This is a genomic window from Streptococcus sp. Marseille-Q7087 (genome assembly GCF_965111935.1).
In genome coordinates this window covers 517,294-544,235 of record NZ_CBCOPJ010000001.1, presented here as the reverse complement: position 1 = coordinate 544,235, position 26,942 = coordinate 517,294, and the positions used below count along the sequence as shown (strand labels likewise).

Sequence of the window (26,942 nt, the reverse complement as noted above, 5' to 3'; positions counted from 1 at the left end):
TACTTTTGTTTCAAGGGCTTTCATGATATAATTGTAAAAAAAGACAGAACCTTTGTCAATGTATAAGTGATAAAGATGGAGAAATTCTATGACTTGGAAGATTATAGCTGACTCTGGTTGTGATTATCGTCAACTGGCAAATCCTGCTTTTGATACTGAATTTGTCAGTGTCCCATTAACGATTCAAGTTGCGGACCAGGTCTTTGTCGATGATGCCAATCTGGATATTGATCAAATGATGGAAACTATGTATGCGACTTCTGAAGCTTCTAAATCAGCTTGCCCTAGTCCTGATGATTATTTACGAGCATTTGAAGGTGCCAAACATATTTTTGTAGTGACCATCACAGGAACTCTCTCTGGTAGCCACAATAGCGCTCAATTAGCTAAAAACATTTATCTCGAAGACCACCCTGACACTCAGATTCACGTTATTGATAGTTTGTCTGCTGGTGGGGAAGTTGACTTAATCGTCGAAAAGATCAATGATTTGATCAAACAAGGACTTTCTTTTGAAGAAGTCGTTGAAGTGATTACTACTTACCAAGAAAAAACGAAGTTGTTGTTCGTTCTTGCTAAAGTGGATAACCTGGTTAAAAACGGTCGATTGAGTAAGCTTATCGGTACAGTTGTCGGGCTCCTCAATATTCGTATGGTTGGTGAAGCAAGCGAAACTGGAACCTTGGAACTCCTCCAAAAAGCTCGTGGTGCTAAAAAGTCCCTTCAGGCTGCCTATGAAGAGTTAATCAAAGCTGGCTATGCTGGTGGGCGTATCGTCATGGCTCACCGCAGCAATGAAAAATTTTGCCAACAGCTCTCAGAGCTCTTACGAGAAAAATACCCACAAGCTGACATTAAAATCATCCCAACTTCTGGACTCTGCAGTTTCTATGCGGAAGAAGGCGGGCTCCTCATGGGATACGAAATCAACTAATAAATCTGACAAGAGATGTCTAATCATCTCTTGTTTTTTTATGGTACAATACTCTTATGAAACATTTTGATACTATTGTCATCGGAGGTGGCCCTGCTGGTATGATGGCTACGATTTCCAGTAGCTTTTACGGGCAGAAAACCCTTCTCATTGAAAAAAATCGGAAACCCGGAAAAAAATTAGCTGGAACTGGTGGTGGTCGTTGCAATGTAACCAACAACGGAACCCTAGATGACCTATTAGCCGGCATTCCTGGAAATGGGCGCTTTCTATACAGCGTCTTCTCCCAGTTTGATAACCATGATATTATCAACTTTTTTACGAAAAATGGCGTCAAACTAAAGGTAGAGGATCACGGGCGTGTCTTTCCTGCTAGCGACAAATCTCGGACTATTATCGAAGCTTTAGAAAAGAAAATCTCGGAATTGGGCGGACAAGTCATGACTCAAACAGAGATTGTTTCTGTTAAAAAGATAGACGACCAGTTTGTCCTCAAGTCAGCAGACCAGACTTTCACTTGTGATAAACTCATTGTCACAACAGGTGGAAAGTCCTATCCTTCCACTGGTTCGACTGGTTTTGGCCATGAGATTGCTCGTCACTTTAAACATACCATTACCGAACTTGAAGCGGCTGAGAGTCCTTTGCTGACAGATTTTCCACACAAGGCTTTGCAGGGAATCTCACTAGACGATGTGACTCTAAGCTATGGCAAGCATATCATTACTCATGACCTACTTTTTACCCACTTTGGTTTGTCAGGTCCTGCTGCTCTACGTATGTCAAGCTTTGTCAAGGGTGGTGAAATCCTCTCTTTAGATGTCTTGCCGCAACTTTCTGAAAGTGACTTAGTAAACTTTCTAGAAGAAAATCGTGAAAAATTCTTGAAAAATGCCTTGAAATCTTTATTGCCAGAACGCTTGGCTGATTTCTTCTCGCAAGGATACCCGGAAAAAGTCAAACAACTAACTGAAAAAGAGCGAGAGCAACTTCTCCAATCTATCAAGTCCCTCAAGATTCCTGTGACTGGAAAGATGTCCCTTGCCAAGTCATTTGTAACTAAAGGTGGCGTTAGTCTCAAGGAAATCAATCCTAAAACTCTGGAAAGTAAGCTGATACCTGGTCTTCACTTTGCAGGGGAGGTGCTAGATATCAATGCCCACACTGGTGGCTTTAACATTACTTCTGCCCTCTGTACCGGCTGGGTGGCAGGAAGCTTGCATTTTGATTAAACTTTAAAGTAAGAAATCGGCAGAGATTACTCCGCCGATTTTTATTTTGTCTGAGTTCGAACATAGTGGGCAATAACATCTGAAGTGTATTGAGCTGTTCCAGGTCCAAATTTATCAATATTTTCCTTAAACTCTGGGTTATAGACATAGCCTTTACCGATATGACCGAAGACTTCAATAGAACAATCAAACCCATACGTACGAATGGCTTGTAAGAGCTTGGATGCTTCTTCTTGGTTTTCGGTTGCTGTTGGAGGTAGTCCATCTTTGAGATTTTGAGCCAGGGCTTGAAAGACTTGGTTGAAGGTTTCCGTAACCTCATCTTCTCTACCAGTTTGACGTTCGAGAGCCTTATCCATGACTTCTTGACCATATTTCTCTACTGCTTCTTGGTGGTATTTTTGATTGTCTTGATAGCTAAATCCAGTGAATTTTTCCTCAATGGTCATTTTTATTTCTCCTTTTTGTTCTTGTATGGTTTTTTGCAAGGTAGATATCAAGGTATCCAGACGTTGCCTTTCTCGAGTTAAATAGTCCAGTTGCCTAATCAGATGGGGCAATAAATCTGAAGTTTCTTCTTCTAACAGCTCTGCTATTTTTTCTAAAGAAAAGCCTAGATATTTGTAATAAAGAATGATCTGAAGTCGTTCCAAATCATCTTGACTATAGGTTCGATAGCCGTTTTCCGACTTTAAAGGAACCAAGAGTCCTAACTTATCGTAATGGTGCAGGGTCTTTACAGAGACACCTGAAAGCTGCGCAGCTTCTTTGATATGGTACATGATTTTCTCCTTACAAGGATAGTATAACCCCTCCCCTTAGGTCAGAGTCAAGTGGTTTTACGAAAAATTTTTAACTTTTTGAGAAACTTTTGAAAACTTGAAAATCGCTTTCTTGACAGGCTTCAGAAAACATGATAGGATAATCAAGTCTATCAATCAAATAAAAGGCTCTTAAAGAGCAATTGAGAGAAGGCTATTTGACAACTCAAGTAGCCTTTTCTTATTTTAGAAAATAGATTGGAGTTTTAACTATGTCTGAAAAATCGCAATGGGGCTCGAAACTGGGCTTCATTCTTGCGTCTGCTGGCTCTGCTATTGGTCTTGGAGCTGTTTGGAAGTTCCCTTACATGACTGCTGCCAATGGTGGTGGAGGATTTTTACTAGTCTTTCTCATCTCGACACTTTTGATTGGATTTCCTCTCTTACTGGCTGAATTTGCCCTTGGTCGAAGTGCTGGCGTATCAGCAATCAAAACCTTTGGTAAGCTTGGAAACAATCATAAATACAATTTTATTGGTTGGATTGGCGCCTTTGCCCTTTTCATCCTTCTCTCATTTTATAGTGTTATTGGGGGTTGGATTCTGGTATACCTTGGTATCGAAATTGGAAGATTTTTCCACCTCATCGGAATTGGAGATTATGCTCAGCAGTTCTCTTCCATCATTTCTAATCCAGTTATTGCCCTAGGAGCCCAAGCAGCCTTTATCTTCTTAAATATTTTCATCGTTTCACACGGCGTTCAAAAAGGAATTGAAAGAGCTTCTAAGGTCATGATGCCTCTGCTCTTTATTATCTTTGTCGTTATTATCGGGCGTTCTCTCAGCTTGCCAAATGCAATGGATGGTGTCGTTTACTTCCTCAAACCGGACTTTTCAAAACTGACAAGTGCTGGACTCCTCTATGCACTGGGCCAATCTTTCTTTGCTCTATCCCTTGGAGTTACAGCCATGCTGACCTACGCTTCCTACCTGGACAAGAAGACCAATCTGGTCCAATCAGGAATTTCCATCGTAGCCTTGAACATTTCTGTATCGATCATGGCGGGACTTGCGATTTTCCCTGCTATGTCAGCCTTTAATATCCAGTCTGAAGGTGGACCTAGTCTCCTCTTTATCGTCTTACCACAACTCTTTGACAATATGCCGTTTGGTACGATTTTCTATATTCTCTTTCTCTTGCTCTTCCTCTTTGCGACGATAACTTCTTCAGTCGTCATGCTTGAGATTAACGTTGGTAACATCACCAATCAGGACAATCGTAGACGTGCTAAGTGGAGTATGATTTTAGGTGTTTTAACTTTTGTATTTGGTATCCCCTCAGCCCTATCCTACGGTGTCATGGCAGACGTTCAAATCTTTGGAAAGACCTTCTTTGATGCCATGGACTTCTTGGTTTCTAATCTCCTCATGCCCTTTGGTGCCCTCTGCTTGTCTCTCTTTACAGGATATGTCTTCAAAAAAGCATTGGCTATGGAGGAACTGCATCTTGATGAAAAACCATGGAAACAAGGACTTTTCCAAGTCTGGCTCTTCCTTCTTCGTTTTATCATCCCAATCATTATCATCGTGGTCTTTATCGCCCAGTTTATGTAACTATAAAAATGGACTTGAGTTTTTTCCTCAAGTCCTTTCTTTTTATGGATGACTAACAATCAATTCCAAATCTTGCCCTTCTATAGTCCAAGCTTCAACATCACTTGGTAAGATAAAGTGGCTACCTTTTTGAATTGGATATTCCTTACCGTCTACAGTTAGTTTCCCTTGACCAGCCAAGACACTAAACAAGCTATAGTCAGCTGTTTTTTCAAAGTCAACTTTTCCAGTGATTTCCCACTTGTAGACTGCGAAGAATTCATTGGATACAAGGAGAGTTGAACGCAAATCGTCTGCTTTGACGGTTACAGGACGGCTGTTAGCAGGCTCACCGATATTCAAAACATCGATGGATTTTTCAAGGTGAAGCTCACGCAAGTTACCATTATCATCCTTGCGGTCAAAGTCATAGACACGGTAGGTTGTATCACTAGATTGTTGTGTTTCAAGGATTAAGATACCTGAACCGATGGCGTGCATGGTACCACTTGGCACATAGAAGAAATCTCCAGCTTTAACTGGCACTTTAGTGAGCAAGGCATCCCAGTTTTTATCTTCGATTTGCTGACGAAGTTCTTCTTTTGACTTGGCATTGTGACCGTAAATAATTTCTGAACCTTCATCTGCTGCGATAATATACCAGCACTCTGTCTTTCCAAGTTCACCTTCGTGTTCTAATCCATAAGCATCATCAGGGTGGACTTGAACACTGAGCCAGTCATTGGCATCGAGGATTTTAGTCAAGAGTGGAAATACTGGCTCTGGACGATTGCCAAATAACTCACGGTGTTCCGCATACAAAGTAGCTAGGTCTGTTCCCTCAAAACGGCCATTAGCTATCTTAGAAACACCATTTGGGTGAGCTGAAATTGCCCAATATTCTCCGATTTTTTCGCTTGGAATGTCGTATCCAAACTCATCACGTAGCTTAGTCCCACCCCAGATTTTTTCTTGCATTACGGAATTTAAAAATAATGGTTCTGACATGTTACATCTCCTGTCTAATTTCTCACCCTCATTATAGCAAAAAAAGAGTCCTAATTGAACTCTTTTTCTTATCTTATAAAGTAGGGAGAAGATTTTATAAAAATAGTAACGATATGGATTTCATGCTTCTTAAAAGTCTATAAGAAACTATTAGTTCACAAGATTTGGAAGAATAAACACCGTAAAGAATGCCATGGCAATCATCATAAAAACAAACAGGTAGACAGAATATTTGAACAACCATGCAAAACGACCTGGTTTTAAAGGTCTTTCTACGTAGGAATATTTTGGTTTTTTAGGCTCATAATAAACAGCAACCTTACTACCCACTGGGAAATACTCCTCTAAAGGTGATTTGGTTAGGGAAATAAAACTGTTCCTATAAATTTTGTATCTTAAAACCTGAGGGATTTCCCCATCTTCAAAATTATCCATCTTAACATCAGATACGATTGAACCTAGGGGAGTGCTGATTGTAGTTGAAAAAGCCCTTATAAATTTCGGTCCTAAGACCTTGTATTGGTTCCCGTTGACAGTGTACTCAACCACTGGAAGGCTAATCCCGTTATAAAGAGCATAAGAATATCTGATAATAACTCCTTCGGTTTTTTCCGTACATCTCTTGGCATTTCTATAATTACTCAAGATAAAATAGTCAAACAAAAAATAGGTAAAAGCAGCAAAGCCTAAATCCATTAAACCAAATAATAGAAAGAAAGTAGTTGGCATATTTTTTCTCCTTAAAATATCCTAATGAATCTAATTTAACAGAAAAGACACAAAAGAAAAAGACCGGATTACTCCGATCTTTTCAAGTTCCACTCTAAGAAAATCAAAGAATATAATCTACAATATTTACATTTGATTTTCGACGAGAGGAATTATTTGATTGCGCGTGATTGCAACCCTTCTTCTTCCAAGAAGAGACGGAATGGTACAAGCTCTTCAGCTTCGTATTTTTCTTTGAAGGCTTTAATAGCTTCTTCTGAGTGTTGTTTTGGATCCAACTCAAGTACTTCTACTGGAAGTGGACGATGTGGAGTGATGTGAGCATCGATAACAACAGTTTTACCTTCTTTGTTCAATTTAACAGCTTCAGCAACGACTGCGTCGATGTCTTCGATACGGTCAACTGTAAATCCAATAGCTCCTTGAGCTTCAGCGATTTTCGCATAGTCAGCATTAGGGAAGTCACAACCAAACAAGTGTTTGTTTGTGTCTTCGTATTTGTCCTTGATGAAGGCATATTTACCATTTGAGAAGACAACGTTGATAACTGGAAGGTCGTATTGAACGTTTGTGATAACGTCTGGGTAGCACATGTTGAATGCACCGTCACCCATGATGTTCCATACTTGGCGATCTGGATTGTCTTTCTTAGCAGCGATACCACCAGGAAGGGCAATACCCATTGTCGCAAAGAGTGGAGATGTACGCCACATGTTCTTAGGTGTCATGTGAAGGTGACGAGTAGATGTTTGAGTAGTGTCACCTACGTCGATTGAATAGATAGCGTCTTGATCAGCATGTTTGTTGATTGCATTGTAAACTTGATACAATTGCAATTCACCCTCAGTTTTACCTTCGAGTTTGTTCATGTAATCACGCCAGTTTTGGTTATTCTTAACGTTTGCACGCCACCATGGAGTAGACTCAACTGGGTTTACCTTATCAAGGATAGCTTTCGCTGCTTGACCTGCATCACCAAGGATTGAAGCGTCAAGGGCATGGCGTTTACCAAGTTTGTAAGGGTCGATATCGACTTGGATGAATTTTTCAGTATTCTTGAATGCTTCGTATACTTCAGCAAATGGAAAGTTTGAACCAAGGAAAAGAACTGTGTCTGCTTCAAAGACCACTTCGTTGGCTGGTTTCCAACCAACACGGTATGCAGAACCAGTCAAACCTTCGTAGTTCCATTCGAAAGCTTCAAAGTTTTTACCAGTTGTGATGATTGGTGCTTTGATTTTACGTGACAATTCAGTAATCACTTCACCAGCTTTAACACCACCGTAACCAGCATAGATAACTGGACGTTCAGCATTGTTCAAGATTTCAACTGCTTTGTCAATTTCAACTTCGTTCAAAGCAGGAGCGATGAATGAACGTTCGTATGAACCTGAACCGTAGTATGAGTTTTCGTCGATTTCTTGGAAACCAAAGTTTACTGGAATTTCAACGACAGCTGGACCTTTTTTAGAAACGGCAGCACGGCAAGCTTCGTCAATCACTTTTGGCAATTGCTCTGCATAAGCTACACGTTTGTTGTAAACAGCGATACCGTTGTACATTGGGTTTTGGTTCAATTCTTGGAAGGCATCCATGTTCAATTCGTTGACTGGACGTGATCCAAGGATAGCAAGGAATGGAGTGTTATCCATAGCTGCATCGTAAACACCGTTAATCAAGTGAGTCGCACCTGGACCACCTGAACCAACTGCAACACCAATAGATCCGCCAAATTTAGCCTGCATAACCGCTGCAAGAGCACCTGTTTCTTCGTGGCGAACTTGCAAGAAACGGATATCTTTGTCTTCAGCCAAAGCGTCCATAAGTGAGCTGAGTGTTCCTGATGGGATACCGTAGATAGTGTCTACGCCCCATGTTTTCAATACGTTAAGCATTGCTGCAGATGCAGTGATTTTCCCTTGAGTCATAATGATAACTCTCCTTAAAGTTAATTTGATAAAAGATAAAAGCGCTTTTATATGTTTTTTGAAAACGATTCAGTAAATTTACAATCCTAATTTATCACATTTGATTTCAGATTCATAAGAATGTGCTCACAAAACTTCATTCTCTATTACAGTACAGTTTGAAAACGTTTTTGAAATCTGTTTTAGAATAGCAAAAAAGCGGTTAAGACCGCTTTTTATTCGACTTTAGTAAAATTAAGCATGAGAGAGCTGATTAGAACAGAGACTGAACTAAAGGCCATGGCTAATCCTGCAAGTTCTGGATTGAGCACCAAACCAAGCCCTGAAAAGACTCCTGCTGCAATAGGAATACCAATGAGGTTATAGATAGAAGCCCAGAAAAGATTGAGTAGAATACGATTAAAGGTCTTCTTACTCATATCAAAAGCACGTGCTAATCCTAGTAAATTGTTGGTTGTAAGGACAAGATCTGCTGATTCAATGGCAATATCTGTCCCAGAGCCCATGGCAATTCCGACATCCGCTACACTGAGGGCCGGCGCATCATTGATGCCATCTCCAACAAAGGCCAATTTGCCGTTCTTTTGAAGCTTGTGAATTTCATGTGCCTTTTCCTCTGGCAAGACATTTGCAATCACTTCTTCGATTCCAATTTGCTCTGCAATAGCATGGGCTACTCCAGCATTATCTCCGGTAAGCATGACCGTTCTAAGACCACGTTTTTTCAATTTAGCAATTGCTTCTTTAGCATTTCCCTTAGGAACATCTTGCAAGGCAAGTAAGCCTTTTAGCTCTCCTTCAACGGATAAGAAGACAACTGTTTTCGCTTCTTTCTCAAGCAAATCAAATCGTTCTTGATAATCATGTGGAATAGCAAGGTCAGCTAAGAGTTTGGCATTCCCCAGCAAGACTTGTTTCCCATTAATAATCCCAGTCACACCTTTTCCATGCAAGGCTTGAAAGTTTTCAACGGGGTAAAGACTAATTCCTAGCTCAGACGCACGATTGACAATGGCTTGAGCTAGCGGGTGTTGAGATACATCTTCCAGTGAAGCAGCCAAGCTGAGCACTTCTCCTTCATCTCCGATAACATCTGTTACTACTGGCTTCCCTTCGGTCAAGGTTCCTGTCTTATCAAATACAATGGTTTGGACTTTTTGGATTTCCTGTAGAACTGTACCATTTTTGAGAAGAATCCCCATCTTGGCACTTCGTCCTGTTCCAACCATGAGTGCTGTCGGTGTCGCGAGTCCTAGTGCACAAGGGCAGGCAATTATCAAGACAGCAACTCCGTAGAGAAGTGAAGTCACAAAGCTTTCTCCTAGGAAAACAAACCAGATCCAAAAAGTAAGAAGTCCTAAAATGACAACTGCTGGTACGAAAATCCCAGAAATCTTGTCGGTCAAATCTTGAATAGGAGCACGACTCGTTTGCGCTTTTTTCACAAAGTCCACAATCTGAGCCAACATAGTCTCAGAACCAACTTTTTCAGCTCTAAAGATGATCGTACCACTATTATTGATAGTTGACCCAATAACAGCATCTCCAACTGATTTATCGACTGGAATACTTTCCCCAGTTACCATTGACTCATCAATACTCGTTTCACCTTCTAAGACAATACCATCAACGGCAATTTTTTCACCTGGTCGAACGCGAATGAGATCCCCAACTTTGACTTGTTCTAGAGGTATTTGAACATAAACATCATCACGCAAAACCTCTGCTGTTTTTGCTTGTAGGTCTAATAATTTTTCGACTGCCTGCGAAGTATTTTTTCGCATTTTTTCCTCAAAAACTGCTCCCAAAAGAATGAAGAAGAGGATAAATGCAGCACTTTCAAAGTAAACGGGCAGACCAGTGAAGAGGGCAACTAAGCTATAGAAATAGGCCACTAGGGTTCCCAGAGCAACCAAGGTATCCATGTTGGAATTGTGCTTTTTAAAACTAGCCCAGGCGCTTCTGATATATGGAACTCCAGCTACCAGCATAATGGGTGTTGTGGCTAAAAAGGTGCCCCAACGCATGACTTGGTGACTAATTCCTCCTGTAGACATCCCAATCATGAGAATCACAAGAGGCACAGTAAAGATACTAGTAATCCAAAAACGTTGTAAAAGACTGAGAGATTTTTTAGTTTTTTCAACAACGGTATAGGTCCCCTTTTGCATCTTCATGCCACATGAAAATTCATGCTCACCCAAGTCTTGAGGAGTAAAACGAATCACTTTTTCCTCATCTTGAGCAATTGGTTCTAAAATCCCTTCTTCTTCGAAAAGAATTTCTTTATAACAGTTTGATGGTGTCACACGATGAAAGGTAATCTCAGCAGGAATTCCTTTTTGCAGTTGAATATGGGCTGGATGGTAGCCTTTTTCTGCTGTGATACGGATTTTTTGAACACCATTTTCAAGGCTTGCTTTTACAATTTCAGTCATAACATTCTCCTATTCTACAATCATCTTACCGTGCATCATATTCATGCCACAAGAGAAACCATACTCACCTGCTTCTTCAGGTGTGATTTCAACCACATATTGGTCTCCCATAGGCAGATCTGCATGCACTCCAAAGTCTGGAAAAACGATTTGATCCAAGCAAGGTGAAGGATCTTTTCGATCAAAAATAATGCGAGCAGGTTGCGATTTTTTGAGGATAATGGTTTCTGGAGTATATCCTCCCATGACCTCCACTCGAATCTCCTGATAGCCATTTTTTTGCTGGGCTCTCTTAGCATCTTCTTGCGGTTTTTTGAAAAACCAAAAGAGGATAAAAGCAATCATTCCTAAAACAACAATAGATACAAATAGATTTAACATAGCGTCTCCTTTACATACAATTACATTTTACTTCTGTTACAGCACTTGCTTTTTTCTTAGCAATCACTTCTTCCAAGCCTTTCAAGTCAGCTAGGGTAAAGTCACATTCTTCTATCAAATCAGCTACTAAATGCTTTATTCTGCGAGAACAAAGCTTATCTTTGATATCTTGGACAAGTAACTTCCTACTATCTTCCTGCGTCAACAGCGCTGAATAGATAAAGGACTTGCCCTGCTTTTCCCGAGTCAAACATTCTTTCTCCACCAAACGAGCCAAGAGTGTCTGGATCGTGGACTTGGACCAGCTAAATCTTTTCTCTAATACTCTTATCAGATCAGTACTGGTCTGCTCTCCCTGCATCCAGATAATCTTCATGACCTGCCATTCTGCATCTGAAATCTGCATCGTCATCTCCTCCGTAATCTACATTTGTCAATTATAAATACAAGTATACTCTAAAAATCTACATTTGTCAACTAAAAAAACCGATGTTAAACATCGGTTAAATCATTTCACTAAAAAAGTTATCCTTGCCAATTTTCTTGGTCTTCTTTAAAGCGTTTGAGGAGAGCAAGTCCTTCTGGAGTAATGTAGCCTTCTTCTTGGGCTAGGTGGATGAGCTCGCTATAGTTTGAAAGTGTTACTAGTTTGACACCAGCATCCGCAAAGTTCTTATCTGCTTTTGGCAATTGATAGTTGAAGATAGCCACAACTCCAAGAACATCAGCTCCTTCACGTTTAGCAGCTGCTACAGCTTCGAGAACTGAACCGCCCGTTGAAATAAGGTCTTCGACCACAACCATCTTTTGACCTTGGGCTACACGGCCTTCGATTTGGTTTCCGGCACCGTGGTCTTTTGGTTTGCTGCGGATATAAGCAAATGGCAGATTCATCTTGTCAGCGATGATAGCACCGTGTGGAATACCTGCAGTTGCTGTTCCTGCAATTACTTCTACTTCTGGGAATTCTGCTTTAATAGCTTCCACAAAACCATTTTCAATCAAGGTACGAGTTTCTGGGTAAGCAAGTGTCACACGATTGTCAGTATAAATCGGTGACTTGATACCTGATGCCCAAGTGAAAGGTTCTTCTGGTTTGAGGTAAACGGCTTGAATTTTCAATAGATGGCTAGCAATGTCTTTAGCAAGTGTCATGGTCTACTCCTTTTGTTTTTATAATCTATTTCTTTAATTTCAGTCTTGGTTCCACTCATTCTTGATAGCATGATAAGCTGCTACTGGATCCGTGGCTTGAGTGATTGGGCGTCCAACTACGATATAGTCACTACCAATCTGATAAGCATCTGCTGGCGTCATGACTCGTTTTTGGTCTCCAACCGCAGCGCCTGCTGGTCGAATACCTGGTGTCAGACAAATAAAGTCTTGGTTGGTAGCTTCTTTGATGAGTTTCACTTCCTGAGCCGAACAAACCACACCATCTAATCCAGCTTCAGCAGTTTTCTTGGCATAATGAATGACCGATTCTTGAAGACTGGTTTGGATATTTTGAAAGTCTCTCATTTGTTCTTCAGAAGTTGAAGTCAACTGGGTGACAGCAATCAATTTTGCTTCTTTTCCAAGACCTTCACGCGCAGCTTTCATCATCTCTACACCACCTGCGGCATGAACATTGGTCATGTCAACACCTAGATGAGACAAAACTTTCATGGCTGACTTGACCGTATTAGGTATATCATGGAGTTTGAGATCTAGAAAGACGCTATGTCCCAAGCCTTTCAAATAAGAAACAATCTCAGGTCCTGTAGCATAATAGAGTTCCATACCTACCTTTAGATAGAGGCTCTCTCCTGCTGGAAAAAGAGCTAAAAATTGCTTGACTGCCTCAAAACTTGGAAAATCAAGAGCAATAACTGGACGAGCTTCACGCATACTTTTCTCCTTTTACCTTTGTAAGCTAGAGAGCATGAAAAAAGGAACCTGCCTACAGCAAGGTTCCACGAAAAATGGGTAGTCTCCACCCTTTCACCGTCTAACCTTAGCTGCCTCTCTGGACTGCTTTAAAGGTTTTTTACTATTCTATTATTTAAAGCAGTACTTGTCAAGTAAAAACCAGTAGCTGAACGAATCATCTGAAACTTAGCGACTTTGTGTTGTTTGAGTCGTCTGTGTTGTTTGATCTTGATTTCCTTGCTCAACTTGTTTTTTCTTCTCTTCTTCCTGCTTCTTCTTTTCCTCTTCTTTGGCTTTGACTCTTTCGTCATCCAGAGCCTTATCCACTAGACTATAGCTATAGATACCGACCTCCATGTCAATACCACTAGGTACTGTCAACTGTGGTTTTATCTTACTATAGTAAGGTAATTTCTTCCCTAGTTCTGATAATGGCACCAAAATCTCGTCTGTATCATACATGGTAATCTTCAGAAGGTCACTTGTTACTTTACTTGGTGCAAGTTCAATCTTCTCAATCTCTTGCTTAATTTCTGGACTAACTTCATTTAGCTGAGAAATCAATGTTTTTATCTGTTCCTCATCGTTAAATAAAACAGATATGTATTTCTCAGGTAAGTTGTCAGAACTAACGGCAGTTGATTCAATACTTCCGCTTGATAAGATTGGATAATAACTATCACCAGAAACAGAGTAGGCTACAATCCCAAATTCCTTCACTTCAATGGTGAAGTGAACTGGGAATTGATAAACTATCTTTGCCGATTCGATCCAGTGATTTGATTTGACCATTTCCGCATGCTTATCTTTATTTAAGAGTATGCCGATCGTATAGTCACTATCCTGAATACCAGAAGCTTCTTTGACTTGGTCTGCAGTTGTCTGAACAGTCCCCGTAGCCTCAATATGTTTCAGAGTAGACAAAGGAGTTAGAAGATAAATAGACAAGAACAAGATTAAAAAGCTTGGGATGAGAATTGTAACTGCTCGCCAGATATGTATAGAAGGAATGGCCGGTTTTGGAGGTTTACTCTTGGTTTTTACCTTTTTCTGTTTCTTAACCTTTTCGTCAACTTTTTCTTTCTCTACTTGATACTGACTCTCAGATTCTATTTGTGGAGCCTCAGTTTCCTCTACATCCTTGTATTCATTTGAAGTTTCATCACTAGTATCCGAATCCTTCTCTTGAGTTTTTTCAGACGCTTCTTCAACTTCTTCAGAATCGGTCGATTCCTCTTCCGCTTTTTTATTTAAATACTCTTGATTTTGTTTTTGCCATTCTGACAATTCTTGAGTATTTTCGGAAGCAGACTTTGCTGCTTGTTCTTCTTTTTCACGTGCTTCTTGTTCAGCACGTTTCGCCTCTTCTTCTGCTTTTTTTTGAAGATATTCTTGATTTCGTTTTTGCCACTCCGACAATTCCTTGCCTTGAGTGTCCTGATTCTTTTTATCCTTTGACATCAATTTTCCTTATGATAAATCTTTTTTTAGTAGCTCATAAAAATCTGCCACAGATTTTAATTCCTGAGAATTCTTCATTGTGTTTTGGTAAATCTCTTTGTTAGTCAAAAGTTGATTTACTTTTTCCTCCAAAGTAGACAAGGTCAAATCGCTCTCTTGCAATTCCTCTGCATAGCCTTTTTTCACGAAATAAGCTGCATTTTCAATCTGGTCTCCACGGCTAGCTTCACGACCTAGTGGCACAATGACATGCAATTTAGCCATAGCAAGGAGTTCAAAGATGGTATTGGCACCACCACGAGTAATGACCACATCAGCCATATTCATGAGCGGTTGATAGAGGTCAGTCACATAGTCAACACGATAGAGGTTTGAACTTAGTTCATTTAAACTAGCATCACCTGTCAGGTTGATGATATTGTAGCGACTAGTTAACTCTTCCTTATGGTCTGTAACTAATTGGTTAAAGACACGCGCTCCAGCAGAACCACCTACAAAGAGAAGGGTTGGTAACTTACTATCAAAATAAGTTCGGATATCCACCATTTCTTCGGGTTCTTCCATAATTGGACCAGAAACCTTAGTCACAGCTCCAACGTGCTCTACCTTAGTGAGACTAGACGCTTGTTCAAAAGTAGAGTACATCTTGGTCGCAAACTTATAGGCAATTTTATTGGCCAAGCCCATGGAGAGGTCAGACTCATGGATAAAGACTGGTACTCTGCAGACTCGTGCCGCGATAACAGGCGGAACAGATACAAATCCTCCCTTAGAAAAGAGGGCCTGTGGACGAACACGTAGCATGATAAAGAGCGATTGAAGGATTCCAAAAGCAACCTTAAAGACGTCAACCATATTTTGCCATGAGAAATAACGACGTAATTTCCCTGTAGCAATAGAATGGAAGGTGACGTCCAAACCTGACTTGAGGATTTCATGATGCTCAATCCCGTTTTTATCACCAATATAGTGGACTTCCCAGCCATCTTCGATGAACTTAGGCATTAACAAAAGGTTGAGGGTAACGTGTCCAACCGTTCCCCCACCTGTAAATACTATTTTTTTCATATTATCCCTTTAACTCCGCTACAGTGTCGATGAAAAGATCTCCACGTACTTCAAAGTTAGCATACATATCCCAGCTAGCATTAGCAGGACTGAGGAGAACCACATCCCCTTCTTCTGCAAGTTCATAAGCCTTGCGAGTTGCATCCGCAATATCTGTCGCATCAACATAAGTCACACCTGCCTTATCGGCTGCACGTTTGACACGTTCTGCAGATTGACCGAGAATGACCATTTTCTTAAGTCCAGTAATATCTGGCACCAATTCGTCAAATTCATTGCCACGGTCCAATCCACCAGCAATCAAGATAACCTTGCTATTATCAAATCCTGACAAGGCTTTTTGAGTTGCTAAGATATTGGTTGACTTACTATCATTGTAGAATTTCACACCCTTGATTTCATCTACGAATTGGAGACGGTGTTTAACTCCTCCAAAGGCTGACAAGGTTTCCTTGATGGTTTCATTGTCAACACCACGAAGTTTAGCAACAGCAATGGTGGCAAGAGCATTTTCCACATTGTGGCTACCCGGAACACCGATTTCATCAGCTGCCATGACTTTTTCACCACGGAAGTAAAGAAGACCATCTTCAAGATAAGCTCCATCAACCTTTTCAAGTGTTGAGAACGGTACTACAGTCGCATTTGTCTTTGTCGCAAGTTCTTTGGCTAATTCCTGGTTGAAGTTCAATACTAGGCAATCAGTTGCTGTCATATTGCTTTGGATATTCCACTTGGCTGCCACATAGTCCTCAAAAGAACCGTGATAGTCAATATGTGTTGGCATCAGGTTGGTAATAACAGCAATTTCAGGATGGAATTCCTGGATTCCCATTAATTGGAAAGAAGATAGCTCCATGACAAGAGTATCCTTATCTGTCGCAGTTTGAGCCACCTGACTAGCAGGATATCCGATGTTACCTGATAAGAGACCATTTTGCCCTGCAGCAGTCAGAACTTCTCCAATCATAGTGGTGGTCGTTGTCTTACCATTTGAACCTGTAATACCTACGATTGGTGCTTCTGAGATCAAGTAGGCTAATTCAACCTCAGTTAAGACTGGAATGCCTTTCCCTAGTGCTTTTTCAATCATTGGATTGCTATAAGGGATTCCTGGATTCTTCACCATGAGAGCAAAATCTTCATCTAGCAATTCCAAGGGATGGCCACCAGTTACAACCTTAATCCCATCTTCCAAAAGGCTTTGAGCTGCTGGATTTTCCTCAAAAGGTTTACCATCATTAACCGTCACAATGGCACCTAGCTTGTCCAAGAGACGAGCTGCAGATTCACCAGATTTAGCCAAACCTAGGACTAATACTTTCTTATTTTTAAATTGATCAATTCGTTTCATTTCTAGAACTCCATTTCTACTCTTACTATTTTACCATTTTTATGAAAATAAAAAAGCCACAAAGGGCTTTCTTATTTGTTTTTTGTTATAAAAAACCTATTCTACCGACTTGAGGGCTTCTAGCATATCGACCTTTCTGAGATAGTGATTAACAAAAAATCCAAGGATAGTCAGAATAACACTAACTGCTAGAACTGGGATTAGATAAACTTCCCAGCCTACGTTTGGTTGAAAACGGAAGGTGCCCGGTGCAATCATCTGAATGAGAAATTGATGGAGATAAAAGCCTGAGACCAATCCTACAATCATTCCAACTAGTGACAATATGATTGTTTCTCGATAAATATAAAGAGTGACTTCTTTATTATGGAAACCAAGAACCTTAATGGTTGAGAGTTCCCGAATCCGTTCAGCAACATTGATATTGGTCAGATTATAGAGAATCACAATAGCTAATAACACTGATACCAACACTAAAATTGCCATGGTTTGATTCAAAGAATCGGCAAAACTTTCAAAGAGCTGAATGGTTGAAGCATTTTGAACGACACCATTGACAGCTGCCTGGTCCATAAATTCTCCCGCAACTCTTTCAATATTCCCTTCACTATTATCTTTAAGTTGGACCAGATAAGTATTCATCTTAGGAGTTTGACCATAAATTTTCTCATAGGTTGCCTGATTCATATAGACAAAATGGCCTACGTAGTGCTCGGTGATTGCTCCTACTTTAAAAGTTTTCTCATCTATCTGGACACTATCACCAACGGAAATTCCTGCCAACTGGGCTAATTTTTCTGTCAAGACAACTCCATTAGATAAGCTCAGCTTTTCCCCATTTTTTTCTAATTGAACAAAGGGAGTTAGGTCATCTTGCTCCGTCACCATGAGAGTTACGGTTTGAATCCCAGCCTTGCCAGGATACTCTTCCTCAATCTGTTTGGAAAAAATCAAACGGTAGTTTTCTACTTCATCACTGTTCAATTTTTCTTCTAGCTTGGCCTTATCAGAATCTGTTGCACTAGAATTGACAGAGAGAATCATCTGATACTGTTGCAAATCCTTAAACTGTCTGTCGGCCACTCCAACCACAGAGGATTGAATGCCAAGCCCTGCAAAGAGGAGGGCTACTGATCCTGCAACCCCAAAAATGGTCATCAACATACGTTGCTTGTAACGAAAGATATTACGAGCCGTAACCTTTTGGGTAAAACTCAAACGAGACCAGATAAAGGTCATTCGCTCCAAGAGGATTTTAGAGCCCTTGACTGGTGGCTTGGGTAGTAATAATTGCCCTGCTTCTTCATGCAACTCTCTACGAGATACAAGATAAGCAGGTAAGACACTAGCTACTAAGCTTAGAGCCAGAGCTAAGCAACTATAGGTCCAATAGAAATACTGCTGACTCTCACCAACAATCATTCGCTCAGTAATGATATGCGAAATAGTAGGTGCTAGGATGTAGTGACCAAGCAAAATTCCTAGAAGGGTTCCAAGAGTACCAGCAACCAGACCATAAATCACAAACTTAGCGATGATGTCCTTGCTATGGTATCCTAGAGCTTTGAAAATTCCTGCATTGGTTCTTTCCTCGTCTACAAATCGTGTCATGGTGGTAAAGGTAACCATGGCTGCAACGGCATAGAGAACAACTGGAAAGATATTCCCTACGGCACGAATACTCATAGCCGAGTTACTATACATGAGATAACCTTGACCAGTAGGAGAACTCTTTCGATTGTAGACATGATAGGTTGGTTCTGTTAGAGCATTGACCTCATCCTGACTGGTCTGCCACTTAGCCTCTTCCTTAGTAAGATCTGTTTCGGCTTGGCTCAGCTTTTCCTTTTCTTGCTTTAGTTGGTCTTTTGCTTCTTCTAACTGACTAGATGCTTGACTTTTTTGTGGTTCTGGTAGTTGGCTCACTTGATTTTCTTGAGCTTGTAGACGCGTTTCGATTTCCTGCAGGCGTTTCTTGCCAGCCGTCAAGTTGGTTTCAGCCTCGTCCAGCTGTTTCTTGCCCTTATCAAGGGACTCTTGGGCATTCTTCTTCATTTTCTCTAGTCGCGCTTGTCCATTATCAGCAACTAGGTCTTTGAGAGTTGCTCCTTCTTCCTCTAGTTTCTTTTCGTAATCACTTGAAAAAGGATTGACATCTGTCAGGCTAGCAAAACGAAGACGAGCAATCGTGTAAACAGAGCTCTTAAAATTTGCTTCAGTTACGACACCATAGGCTGCTAAGTTCCCATTACCACTGGCTGAACTCCCCATATCCGATTTTGAGAAAATATCTGGAGAGTGGACGAAGCCTGTAATGGTATAACTATCCCGCTTCAATTGAGAATTGCTGCCCTTCTTTTGGCCTAACTGAATGACTTGACCAATCTGATAACGATCTTTCCAAAAGTCCGCCAAGGCCAATTCATCCTCTTGCTCAGGCAAACGCCCTTCCGTTACTTGAAATTTTGAAATCTTTTCAGTATTTGAAAAGATCCGTATGGCATCTTCACTGTTTGCCAGAGTCAAATCTGTCATATAGCCAAATTCAACATCTGCTCCCAATAGAGTTTGCAATTCTTCCTGGTCTGCCTGATCTAGACCATAATCTGCTATGATAGTCAAATCTGCCGCATTGGTATCTTTCAGATAATCCCAAGCTGTTCGCTCCATATTGGGACTGGCTACTTTGAGACCAACCACGGCTAAAGAACCTAACATCATCAGAGTTAGGATAGATAAAAACCGTCCCTTTGAACCTGTGAAAGACTGGAGCAGGTCTTTCCAATATGTCTTTCTTTTCATCTTAGTACTCCAAATCATCAATATCCTGTGGTTGAGGATTGAGGACAACACTCTTGACACTGGCATCATGCATCTGAATCACCCGATCGGCTATAGGAGCTAGGGAGGCATTATGGGTCACGATGATAACGGTAGCACCCTTCTTACGTGACATATCTTGAAGAATCTTTAGAACCTGCTTACCAGTCTGGTAGTCCAAAGCTCCCGTTGGTTCATCACAAAGGAGAATTTTAGGATTTTTAGCCACGGCTCGAGCAATGGATACCCGTTGCTGCTCACCGCCAGACAGCTGGGCTGGAAAATTATTGAGACGATGTCCTAATCCTACGTCCTTTAAAACCTGCTCAGGATCCAAGGCATCGGCAACAATTTCTGAAGCTAGCTCAACATTTTCCTTGGCAGTCAAGTTAGAAACCAAGTTATAAAACTGAAAAACAAAGCCAACGTCATCTCTACGATAGTTAGTTCTCTGATGAGAAGTGAAATTCGAGATATTAGTTCCATCAATCCAGACTTGCCCTTCATCGTTTGTATCCATACCACCAAGAATATTTAAAACTGTTGACTTCCCTGCACCAGATGACCCAAGGATAATGACTAGTTCTCCCTTTTCAATCTCGAAGTTGACATCTCGATTAGCTACGATTTCTGTATCACCAGTATGATACCTCTTATAGCTATGTTTCATCTCTATATAGGCCATTTCATTTCCTCCTTTCCTCCCCCCTTTTTTCACCCTTATTATAACTCTTTTAATAATAGAAAGAAAGTTAAGTCCTAAATATAAAACATAAAAAGCGAACAAGACCAGTCTCTGTAGATCAGAAAACTAGCTTTGTCCACTTTTTATTGTCAAAATGGGTTCATTCACCCAATCACTTAGAGTTCGATGATATTAGATCATTCTAGTCTTGGTCTTTTTTCTTTCCAATTGCGAATAATCCTAGGATCATACCTACAAAACCTGCAGTTGAAAGAGTAGCATTTTCCTTAGTACCTGTTTCTGGAAGAATGTGCTGACGACTTGCAGGCGCTTGATAAGTCTTATCTTGTGATAAAGCAAGAGCTACTTGTGATTGCTCATCTCTGTATACCGGTGTTTCACCTGTAGTTGGGGCTGAACCATTCACACCGCCAGTAAATTCTGGAACTCGGTGTGTAGCTTTTTCTCCATCATGAATGCTACCTTTGAAGTGTGGAACATCATGTGTAACACCTTCTACTCCATTTACCTGACTAGTGTATTCTGGAACTTCGTTAACTGTTGCTTCTACTGCATTCACACCGCCAGTGTATTCTGGAACTTCGTTAACGGCTGCTTCTACTGCATTCACTCCACCTGTAAATTCTGGAACTTCATTGACTGCTGCTTCTACTGCATTCACTCCACCAATGAACTCTGGGACTTCTAGAACAGCTGCTTCTTCTCCATTGACACCACCAGTATATTCTGGAATATCGTATACGGCTGGTTCCGTCTTGGCACTTTCAACTTCTTCTTTGGTCAATTGGATACGGTATTCCTTAACGTGTTTGCCACTTTCTGAAACGAGACGTATCAAGACTGGGAGTTTGTCATCCCCACTATCGACAACTGTTGCCGCTACGTTTTCACCAGCTTCGACAGTTACTTTAGGACGGTTTCCACTATAGGTTACTTGATAGTCCTTGCGAGCTTCAGAGAAGTCAGCAATCTCTCTACCATCTACTAGAAGTTTAGAAGCTGTATTGTCTTTTGGTGCTTCACTTGGTGCGATAAAGGCCATTTCAGTGATAGCCACACCCTTCTTGTCTGCTTTTCTGTCCATGCGCCATCTCATAGCTTTAGCTTTGACTGGTGCAAAGGTTACATGGATGTCAGTTCCTGCTTGAACTTCTTGATCCGCACGGTATTCAACTTTCTCCCAGTTAGAAGGTGTATTGAATGGATGTTCTGGATCGTATGGTTGGTAGTTAGAGTAATATTCTGGTGAATCAAATTCTGGTCCCACATAGCGTTCTAGAACAAGTTTAGAAGGTGCATCTGTTCCACCATCTGCAAAGAAGCGAATGCTTCCTTCAGCTACTGTACGTTCAACAATCTTACCATTTTCTCTGAAGATAACCCCTACTGAAACTTCTGGATTATCTGATGGGTTTGGAGACCAGTTAGTCCAACGACGGGTTTCATCATCTGAACCATCGTTAACATAATCTACACGGTCATGAGAGTTTGGATCAATATCGTTAGTTGCTGAGGCAAATGAACGGTTGCTATCATCATCGAAGTCTGGGTTGTCTGAAAGGTTTTCACCGAGTTTGTCTGTTACACGAACAGCTACTTCAGCAGTTAAATCAGTACCCAAAACGCGACCATGAACTGTAAATTCACCTGCTTTTGTTAGATTATCTGCTGGAACTGCTTCCCAGTCAACAGCCAAGTCTTTGACTTCATAGTCAGATTTCCCTGTGAAGTAGACAGGAACTTTTGCTGGTAACTCAAGGGTTTGTCCTTTAGCAACCAAGCGAGATGATTTGGCAACAGTAACAGGTTTACTCGTGAGCAAATCTTTATCATTTGTGAAGTGTAGGCGATATTCACCTAGGATATCACCGTTTTCAGCCTTGACAACAACACGGACTGGATCTCCTTCACGTACGCTTGGTACAACTGTTGCAATACCATTTTCAGTCACACTTGCTGTAACAGCTGGTGCTTTTCCTTGGCTTGCTTCTAGATAGTAGTCAGTCAAGCCTGGGTTAAAGTTTGGTAAATCTTTTCCATCAACTTGAATTTGCGCTTGAGCTTTCTTGGCTGCAGCTACTTGTTTAGAGAAGATTTGAATTTCTGTGATAGAAGTACCCCATTTATCATCAGGATTTGTCATATGGATACGAACTGCGTATGTGTTGACTTTATCAAAACTAAAGTGGGTCATTTCACCAGCTCTTACTTGATCTGGAGCTTTAAGGTTTGTTACTTCTTTCCAGTTATTGTCGTTATTAAAGACATGGTCTTCACTAGCTACAAAGCTTGGATTCTTAGGAACTGTTGGAACATCTGTTCCTACATAGTATTCAATGACATAGGACTTAGGTGCACCAACACCATAGTCTTCGTGGAAGGCTACATTGAGGTTATCAACTGAACGTTTAGACATGATACCAGAATCACCAAAGAGAATTCCTACGGATGCTTCACTTGTACGGTTCCAGTTTGTCCAGCGGTTTGCTGGTTGATTGTTATAAGAAATCAATTTGTCATTGACATTGGCTACTGAGTCACTTGGATTTGAGTCTGATGCAAAGGCAAGTGGCAATTCTGAACCAGTCCACTGGTCAGAAATATTAGCACCAGTTTCTGTCTGAGCAGACACACGAACATGAAGTTTAGTTGGTAGTTGAGTACCTTCGACATGTCCTGTCACAGTAAACTTGCCTTCTTGTGCGTACTGGCTTGGTTCAATAGCGTCCCAAGTTACTTTAGCTGAAGATACTTGACCATTTGAGTGGTAAGTACGGACGCTTTCTGGCAATTGAGGAGCTTCTGAAACCGGAGTTGTTACGCTCACTTCCTCGACAGCAATGATACCTTCAACAGATACCTTAGCATGAGCTTCTTTTTCAAGCCCTTCTACTTTACCAAGAACATCAAAGCTATGGTATTTAGCAAGTTCTTCCTTAGCAACTGCTTGCCAAGTCACCTTGTGAACCTTTGGAAATCCTTTGTCATACTCTACAGTTACTGTAGCTGGGAGACTTGGTTCTTGATTCAAACCTGTCACGACACTAACTGGACGGATGGCTTGGACGACTTTATCTTCAGTATTTGCTTGGATGTTCAAGTCAATCTGACCTTCTGCTCCTTCAAATTGAGCTTTCAGAGTTACTTGACCAGGTTTGTGCAATTCAAGCATACCTTTACGAACTGCTACATCTCCTTCACCTGTAGTTGAAAAAGTCACTTTGTCAGCTTTTAAGATAGCCTGAGTACCGTCTTGATAGTGTGCCGCTACCTTGATGCCAACTGTTTGGTCTTCTTTTAGTGCATCCGCATTTTCAACTTCTAGGCTCAAACGTTCAATCTGTGGAGCCTCTTGTAAGAATTGGATAGCATAAGTTTGAAGTGGCTCACCATCATTTGGTTGAACATAAATGCTTGCACGCATACCATTTGCTTCGTTAGCTTGAATAACTGTCACTTGAGCATTTTCAGCTGTAGCTTTGACCTCCGGCAAAGCTACGCCATAAGCAAGCTTGTGGTATTTTACAGGCTGGTCAGTTGAAAGACCTTCAACCGCTTGATCTGCTACCGTTACAGTCGGCACTACTGGATCAGCAGCTTGACCTTCGGCAACTACAAAGGTCGCAGCGATTTCATCTTCACCAGAAATTCCTTTAGCTTGGATGCGAGATCCTGGGATCGCTAGTTTAGCTTGATCTTCAGCTGCTACTTCCCATCTATCAACATCATAACTTCCTAAAGTACCATCCGATACTACATAGGAAACAGATTTGTCAACTTCACTTAGGTCGGTACTTGGTGCAATTCTCTTAACCACAGGCAATTCTGTTTCAAGAGCCAAAACTTCAACACGTGCTTCGACGTCGTGTCCATCTGCCACACCTTTCACAGTCACAATACCTGGTTTGTTAACATCAACTGCTGACCATTCTACAGGAAGTTTTGCACGGCTGCCATCACTGTAGATAAACCCTACTTTTGAAGGCATTTTCGCTACTTGACCGATAACTGTACGTACTTTAGGTACCTCTGTACCTAAAACAGTTTTTTCCCCCTGGTCTTTCTTGCCTGTAAAAATGGTTGTTTGAGCAGATTTCAAGAGATCAGAATGGGCTGTCAAGGTGAATTTACCTGCTTGCTCAGTTGATTTGACAATCACAACACCCTTACCATTAAAGGCCTTTCGAACCCATGAACCATCTGCTTGTTCTTTGTAACGTTCACGGCTTGCTTGTTCCCCGTTGTCCACACCAACAATCTGACCTTGACCATGTAACTGGAAGCGAACAAGGTTATTGACAGTAGGAACTACATTCCCTTTACTATCAACAATTTCGTAGTAGATATAAGTAAGGTCTTTTCCGTCAGCTGCGATAGCATTTTCTTCCTTGACTAAACGAACCCCTGCTGGTTCTCCAGCAGTCGTAATCTTATCCCGAGCAATGATATTTCCTTCCTCATCACGCGCTACTGATTCCAAGTTTCCAGGTTGATAAGCAACCTTCCACTCAAGGTAAAGTTCATTCGCATTGGCACCTTCTTGGTAAGTACGTCCATCACTTGTTTGTTTCTTGTTAAAGGTTTTCTTACCTAGGGACTCACCATTCAAGAACAGTTCCACACTGGCAGCATTTGAAAATGCACGAACAGGAATCTTACCATCTGCGTCCGCTACATTTGCTTTCAGAGTAGGATCTTCCCAGTTCCAGTGAGGAAGGAGGTGAACCATTGGTTTCTTCTGAGCAGAAACCCATTGGCTTTGGTACAAGTAATAGTCATTCTTAGGAATGCCAGCTGTATCTACGATACCAAAGTAAGAACTCTTAACTGGTGTGTTGTTTTGGTTGTGCCATGGAGTAGGCTCACCGATATAGTCGGTACCTGTCCAGATAAACTGACCAGCATAACCAGCATTGTCACGGTCAAAAGTCCATGATGCAGTGGCTGTTTTACCCCAACCAACACGGTCATTACCATAGTCTGATTGCTCATAATGACGATAAGCTTGGTTACTATGAGCTAGCTCACTCTCTGGACGGAAATAGCTACCACGAGTACGAGTCGCAGAAGAAGTTTCAGAACCGTAAATCAACCAATTTGGATGTTTCGCACGAAGCTTCTTGTAGTTATCCTCTGAATAGTTAAATCCAACTGCGTCAAGTTCATTTGCAATCTTTTCATGATCACCACTACCATCACCAAAGCGGAACTTATCCGCTCCCATAGTGACATAGCGTGTTTTATCAACTGCCTTGATGACTTGCACCAAGCGTTTAACAGTTGCTAAAGAACGAGGTTTTCCGTCTGCTTCACCGATTTCATTACCGATAGACCACATGACGATAGCAGGGTTGTTCTTTCCTCTTTCGACCATAGTACGTAGGTCAAAGTCAGACCATTTTTCACCTTTTTTAGCATCTGGGTGAGTGGCGTCTTTGTCAAAGAAACGTCCGTAGTCATATTGTTTCTTACCACCGTACCAAGTATCAAAGGCTTCTTCTTGGACCAACAAACCTAGCTCTGCAGCAATCTGCAACGTTTGTTCACTAGCTGGGTTGTGGGTTGTACGGATAGAGTTCACACCCATATCCTTCATCTGTTTCAGACGACGGTAGTCTGCTTTATAGTTTTCTTCAGCCCCTAGAGCTCCGTGGTCATGGTGAAGAGAAACTCCATGGAATTTGATGCGTTCACCATTCAAAGAAAAGCCTTCATTTGGTGTCCAGTTGTAGTAACGGTAACCAAACAAGTCCTTCTTAGCATCGACCAATTGGCCATCACGATTGACACGAGTCACTAATTCATAAAGGGCAGGTTTATCGTTAAGAACAGTCCACAGTTTTGGTTTATCAACTTGCAAAATAGCATTCAAGCTTGTTGACTGATGTGCTTTCAAGACTTGGCTATCTGTACGAACCAAGTCTGTTACAGCTTGACCGTTACGTTCAATAATTTGGTATTCAGCAAGAATTTCATGGTCTTTGTCATCAGTGTTGACAATCTTACTTGTTACACGAGTATCAACCTTGCCATTCTGTTGTTTCTCAAGGTCTGGTGTTAAGATGGTTGTTCCATTCTTTTCAGCATGGACCTTATCTGTAACTTGAAGGTTAACATCACGGTAAATACCACTTCCTGAATACCAACGACTACTTGGTTGTTTATTAATGGCATGGACTGCGACGACATTTTCGCGACCGTCTTTATGGAGATAGTCAGTAATGTCATATGAGAATTGGTTATAACCATTTGGATAGTGACCAATTAGCTGGCCATTGACATAGACCTGAGAATCCATATAAACCCCATCAAAAGTGATACGAACATTCTTATTGAGGTCTTCTTCATCGAGTTTAAAGGTCTTGCGATACCAAGCATCACCACCATTAAGTTGTCCACCCTCATTTTGGGCAGGAGAATCATGATCGAAGTCATTGTAAATACTCCAGTCATGAGGAAGGTCTAATTTCTTCCAACTAGAAATATCGGCATCTGGTTTGACTGCATCTTTCGTATTGACATTGAACTTGAAATGCCAGTTTTGGTTGAATTCTCTTACTCGATTATCAATCAATATGTTCGCCCATCCTTGCTCTTTATTTTCATGAGTCATCATCTT

Annotated in this window: 17 protein-coding genes and 2 pseudogenes; 3 read left to right on the top strand and 16 right to left on the bottom strand. The window is 41.1% G+C overall.

From position 1 onward, the window contains the following. Positions 1-88 precede the first annotated feature (88 nt). Together ACWPVF_RS02765 and ACWPVF_RS02760 are read left to right on the top strand one after the other, a co-directional pair. Complete coding sequence (locus ACWPVF_RS02765) at positions 89-934, top strand: DegV family protein (RefSeq protein ID WP_454384578.1); 846 nt, start codon at positions 89-91, stop codon at positions 932-934. A gap of 56 nt (positions 935-990) precedes the next feature. Continuing rightward, positions 991-2,166 carry an NAD(P)/FAD-dependent oxidoreductase gene (locus ACWPVF_RS02760; protein WP_454384576.1) on the top strand — a complete coding sequence of 392 codons (1,176 nt, stop codon included), beginning with the start codon at positions 991-993 and terminating at the stop codon, positions 2,164-2,166. A gap of 41 nt (positions 2,167-2,207) precedes the next feature. Here the strand turns inward: ACWPVF_RS02760 and ACWPVF_RS02755 are convergent, their stop codons facing one another. Further along, positions 2,208-2,948, bottom strand: a complete 741-nt coding sequence (locus tag ACWPVF_RS02755; protein ID WP_414307186.1) for a MerR family transcriptional regulator — start codon at positions 2,946-2,948, stop codon at positions 2,208-2,210. 197 nt (positions 2,949-3,145) lie between these two features. Here ACWPVF_RS02755 and ACWPVF_RS02750 point away from each other — a divergent pair. After that, positions 3,146-4,540, top strand: a pseudogene (locus tag ACWPVF_RS02750) (sodium-dependent transporter). A 42-nt stretch (positions 4,541-4,582) separates the two neighbouring features. Here the strand turns inward: ACWPVF_RS02750 and manA are convergent. From manA to ACWPVF_RS02675, 15 genes and pseudogenes are all read right to left on the bottom strand, one after another. Then, entirely contained in the window at positions 4,583-5,527 is a 945-nt protein-coding gene (gene manA, locus ACWPVF_RS02745; protein ID WP_414307187.1) for a mannose-6-phosphate isomerase, class I, read from the bottom strand. A 150-nt stretch (positions 5,528-5,677) separates the two neighbouring features. Then, positions 5,678-6,256 carry a DUF3592 domain-containing protein gene (locus tag ACWPVF_RS02740; RefSeq protein WP_414307188.1) on the bottom strand — a complete coding sequence of 193 codons (579 nt, stop codon included), beginning with the start codon at positions 6,254-6,256 and terminating at the stop codon, positions 5,678-5,680. A gap of 152 nt (positions 6,257-6,408) precedes the next feature. After that, on the bottom strand, positions 6,409-8,184 hold the full coding sequence (spxB, locus tag ACWPVF_RS02735; RefSeq protein WP_048688661.1) for a pyruvate oxidase: 1,776 nt from the start codon (positions 8,182-8,184) through the stop codon (positions 6,409-6,411). A gap of 215 nt (positions 8,185-8,399) precedes the next feature. Then, complete coding sequence (locus ACWPVF_RS02730) at positions 8,400-10,622, bottom strand: heavy metal translocating P-type ATPase (protein WP_454384573.1); 2,223 nt, start codon at positions 10,620-10,622, stop codon at positions 8,400-8,402. Positions 10,623-10,631: 9 nt separating this feature from the next. Continuing rightward, entirely contained in the window at positions 10,632-11,003 is a 372-nt protein-coding gene (locus ACWPVF_RS02725) for a cupredoxin domain-containing protein (RefSeq protein WP_000933322.1), read from the bottom strand. A gap of 10 nt (positions 11,004-11,013) precedes the next feature. Further along, positions 11,014-11,409, bottom strand: coding sequence for a CopY/TcrY family copper transport repressor (locus ACWPVF_RS02720; protein ID WP_414307191.1), 396 nt, complete (start codon positions 11,407-11,409; stop codon positions 11,014-11,016). A gap of 119 nt (positions 11,410-11,528) precedes the next feature. Continuing rightward, a complete protein-coding gene (gene pyrE / locus ACWPVF_RS02715; RefSeq protein WP_454384570.1) occupies positions 11,529-12,158 on the bottom strand; it encodes an orotate phosphoribosyltransferase in 630 nt (209 codons plus the stop codon). Between the two features lie 39 nt (positions 12,159-12,197). Then, the gene (gene pyrF / locus ACWPVF_RS02710; protein WP_414307193.1) at positions 12,198-12,893 is read right to left on the bottom strand and encodes an orotidine-5'-phosphate decarboxylase; all 696 of its coding nucleotides are present in this window, start codon (positions 12,891-12,893) and stop codon (positions 12,198-12,200) included. Positions 12,894-13,100: 207 nt separating this feature from the next. Then, positions 13,101-14,375 (bottom strand): cell division protein FtsQ/DivIB, encoded by a 1,275-nt coding sequence (locus ACWPVF_RS02705; protein WP_414307224.1) that lies wholly within the window; start codon positions 14,373-14,375, stop codon positions 13,101-13,103. A 9-nt stretch (positions 14,376-14,384) separates the two neighbouring features. After that, complete coding sequence (locus ACWPVF_RS02700; protein ID WP_454384568.1) at positions 14,385-15,443, bottom strand: UDP-N-acetylglucosamine--N-acetylmuramyl-(pentapeptide) pyrophosphoryl-undecaprenol N-acetylglucosamine transferase; 1,059 nt, start codon at positions 15,441-15,443, stop codon at positions 14,385-14,387. A gap of 1 nt (position 15,444) precedes the next feature. After that, on the bottom strand, positions 15,445-16,797 hold the full coding sequence (gene murD / locus ACWPVF_RS02695; protein ID WP_454384566.1) for a UDP-N-acetylmuramoyl-L-alanine--D-glutamate ligase: 1,353 nt from the start codon (positions 16,795-16,797) through the stop codon (positions 15,445-15,447). 96 nt (positions 16,798-16,893) lie between these two features. Beyond that, positions 16,894-19,599 (bottom strand): FtsX-like permease family protein, encoded by a 2,706-nt coding sequence (locus tag ACWPVF_RS02690; RefSeq protein WP_454384564.1) that lies wholly within the window; start codon positions 19,597-19,599, stop codon positions 16,894-16,896. 1 nt (position 19,600) lies between these two features. Next, complete coding sequence (locus tag ACWPVF_RS02685) at positions 19,601-20,302, bottom strand: ABC transporter ATP-binding protein (protein WP_414307228.1); 702 nt, start codon at positions 20,300-20,302, stop codon at positions 19,601-19,603. Between the two features lie 202 nt (positions 20,303-20,504). After that, complete coding sequence (locus tag ACWPVF_RS02680) at positions 20,505-20,780, bottom strand: LPXTG cell wall anchor domain-containing protein (RefSeq protein WP_454385784.1); 276 nt, start codon at positions 20,778-20,780, stop codon at positions 20,505-20,507. 12 nt (positions 20,781-20,792) lie between these two features. Beyond that, positions 20,793-26,879 (bottom strand): annotated as a pseudogene (locus ACWPVF_RS02675) (SIALI-17 repeat-containing surface protein); the annotation flags it as partial. Positions 26,880-26,942 lie beyond the last annotated feature (63 nt).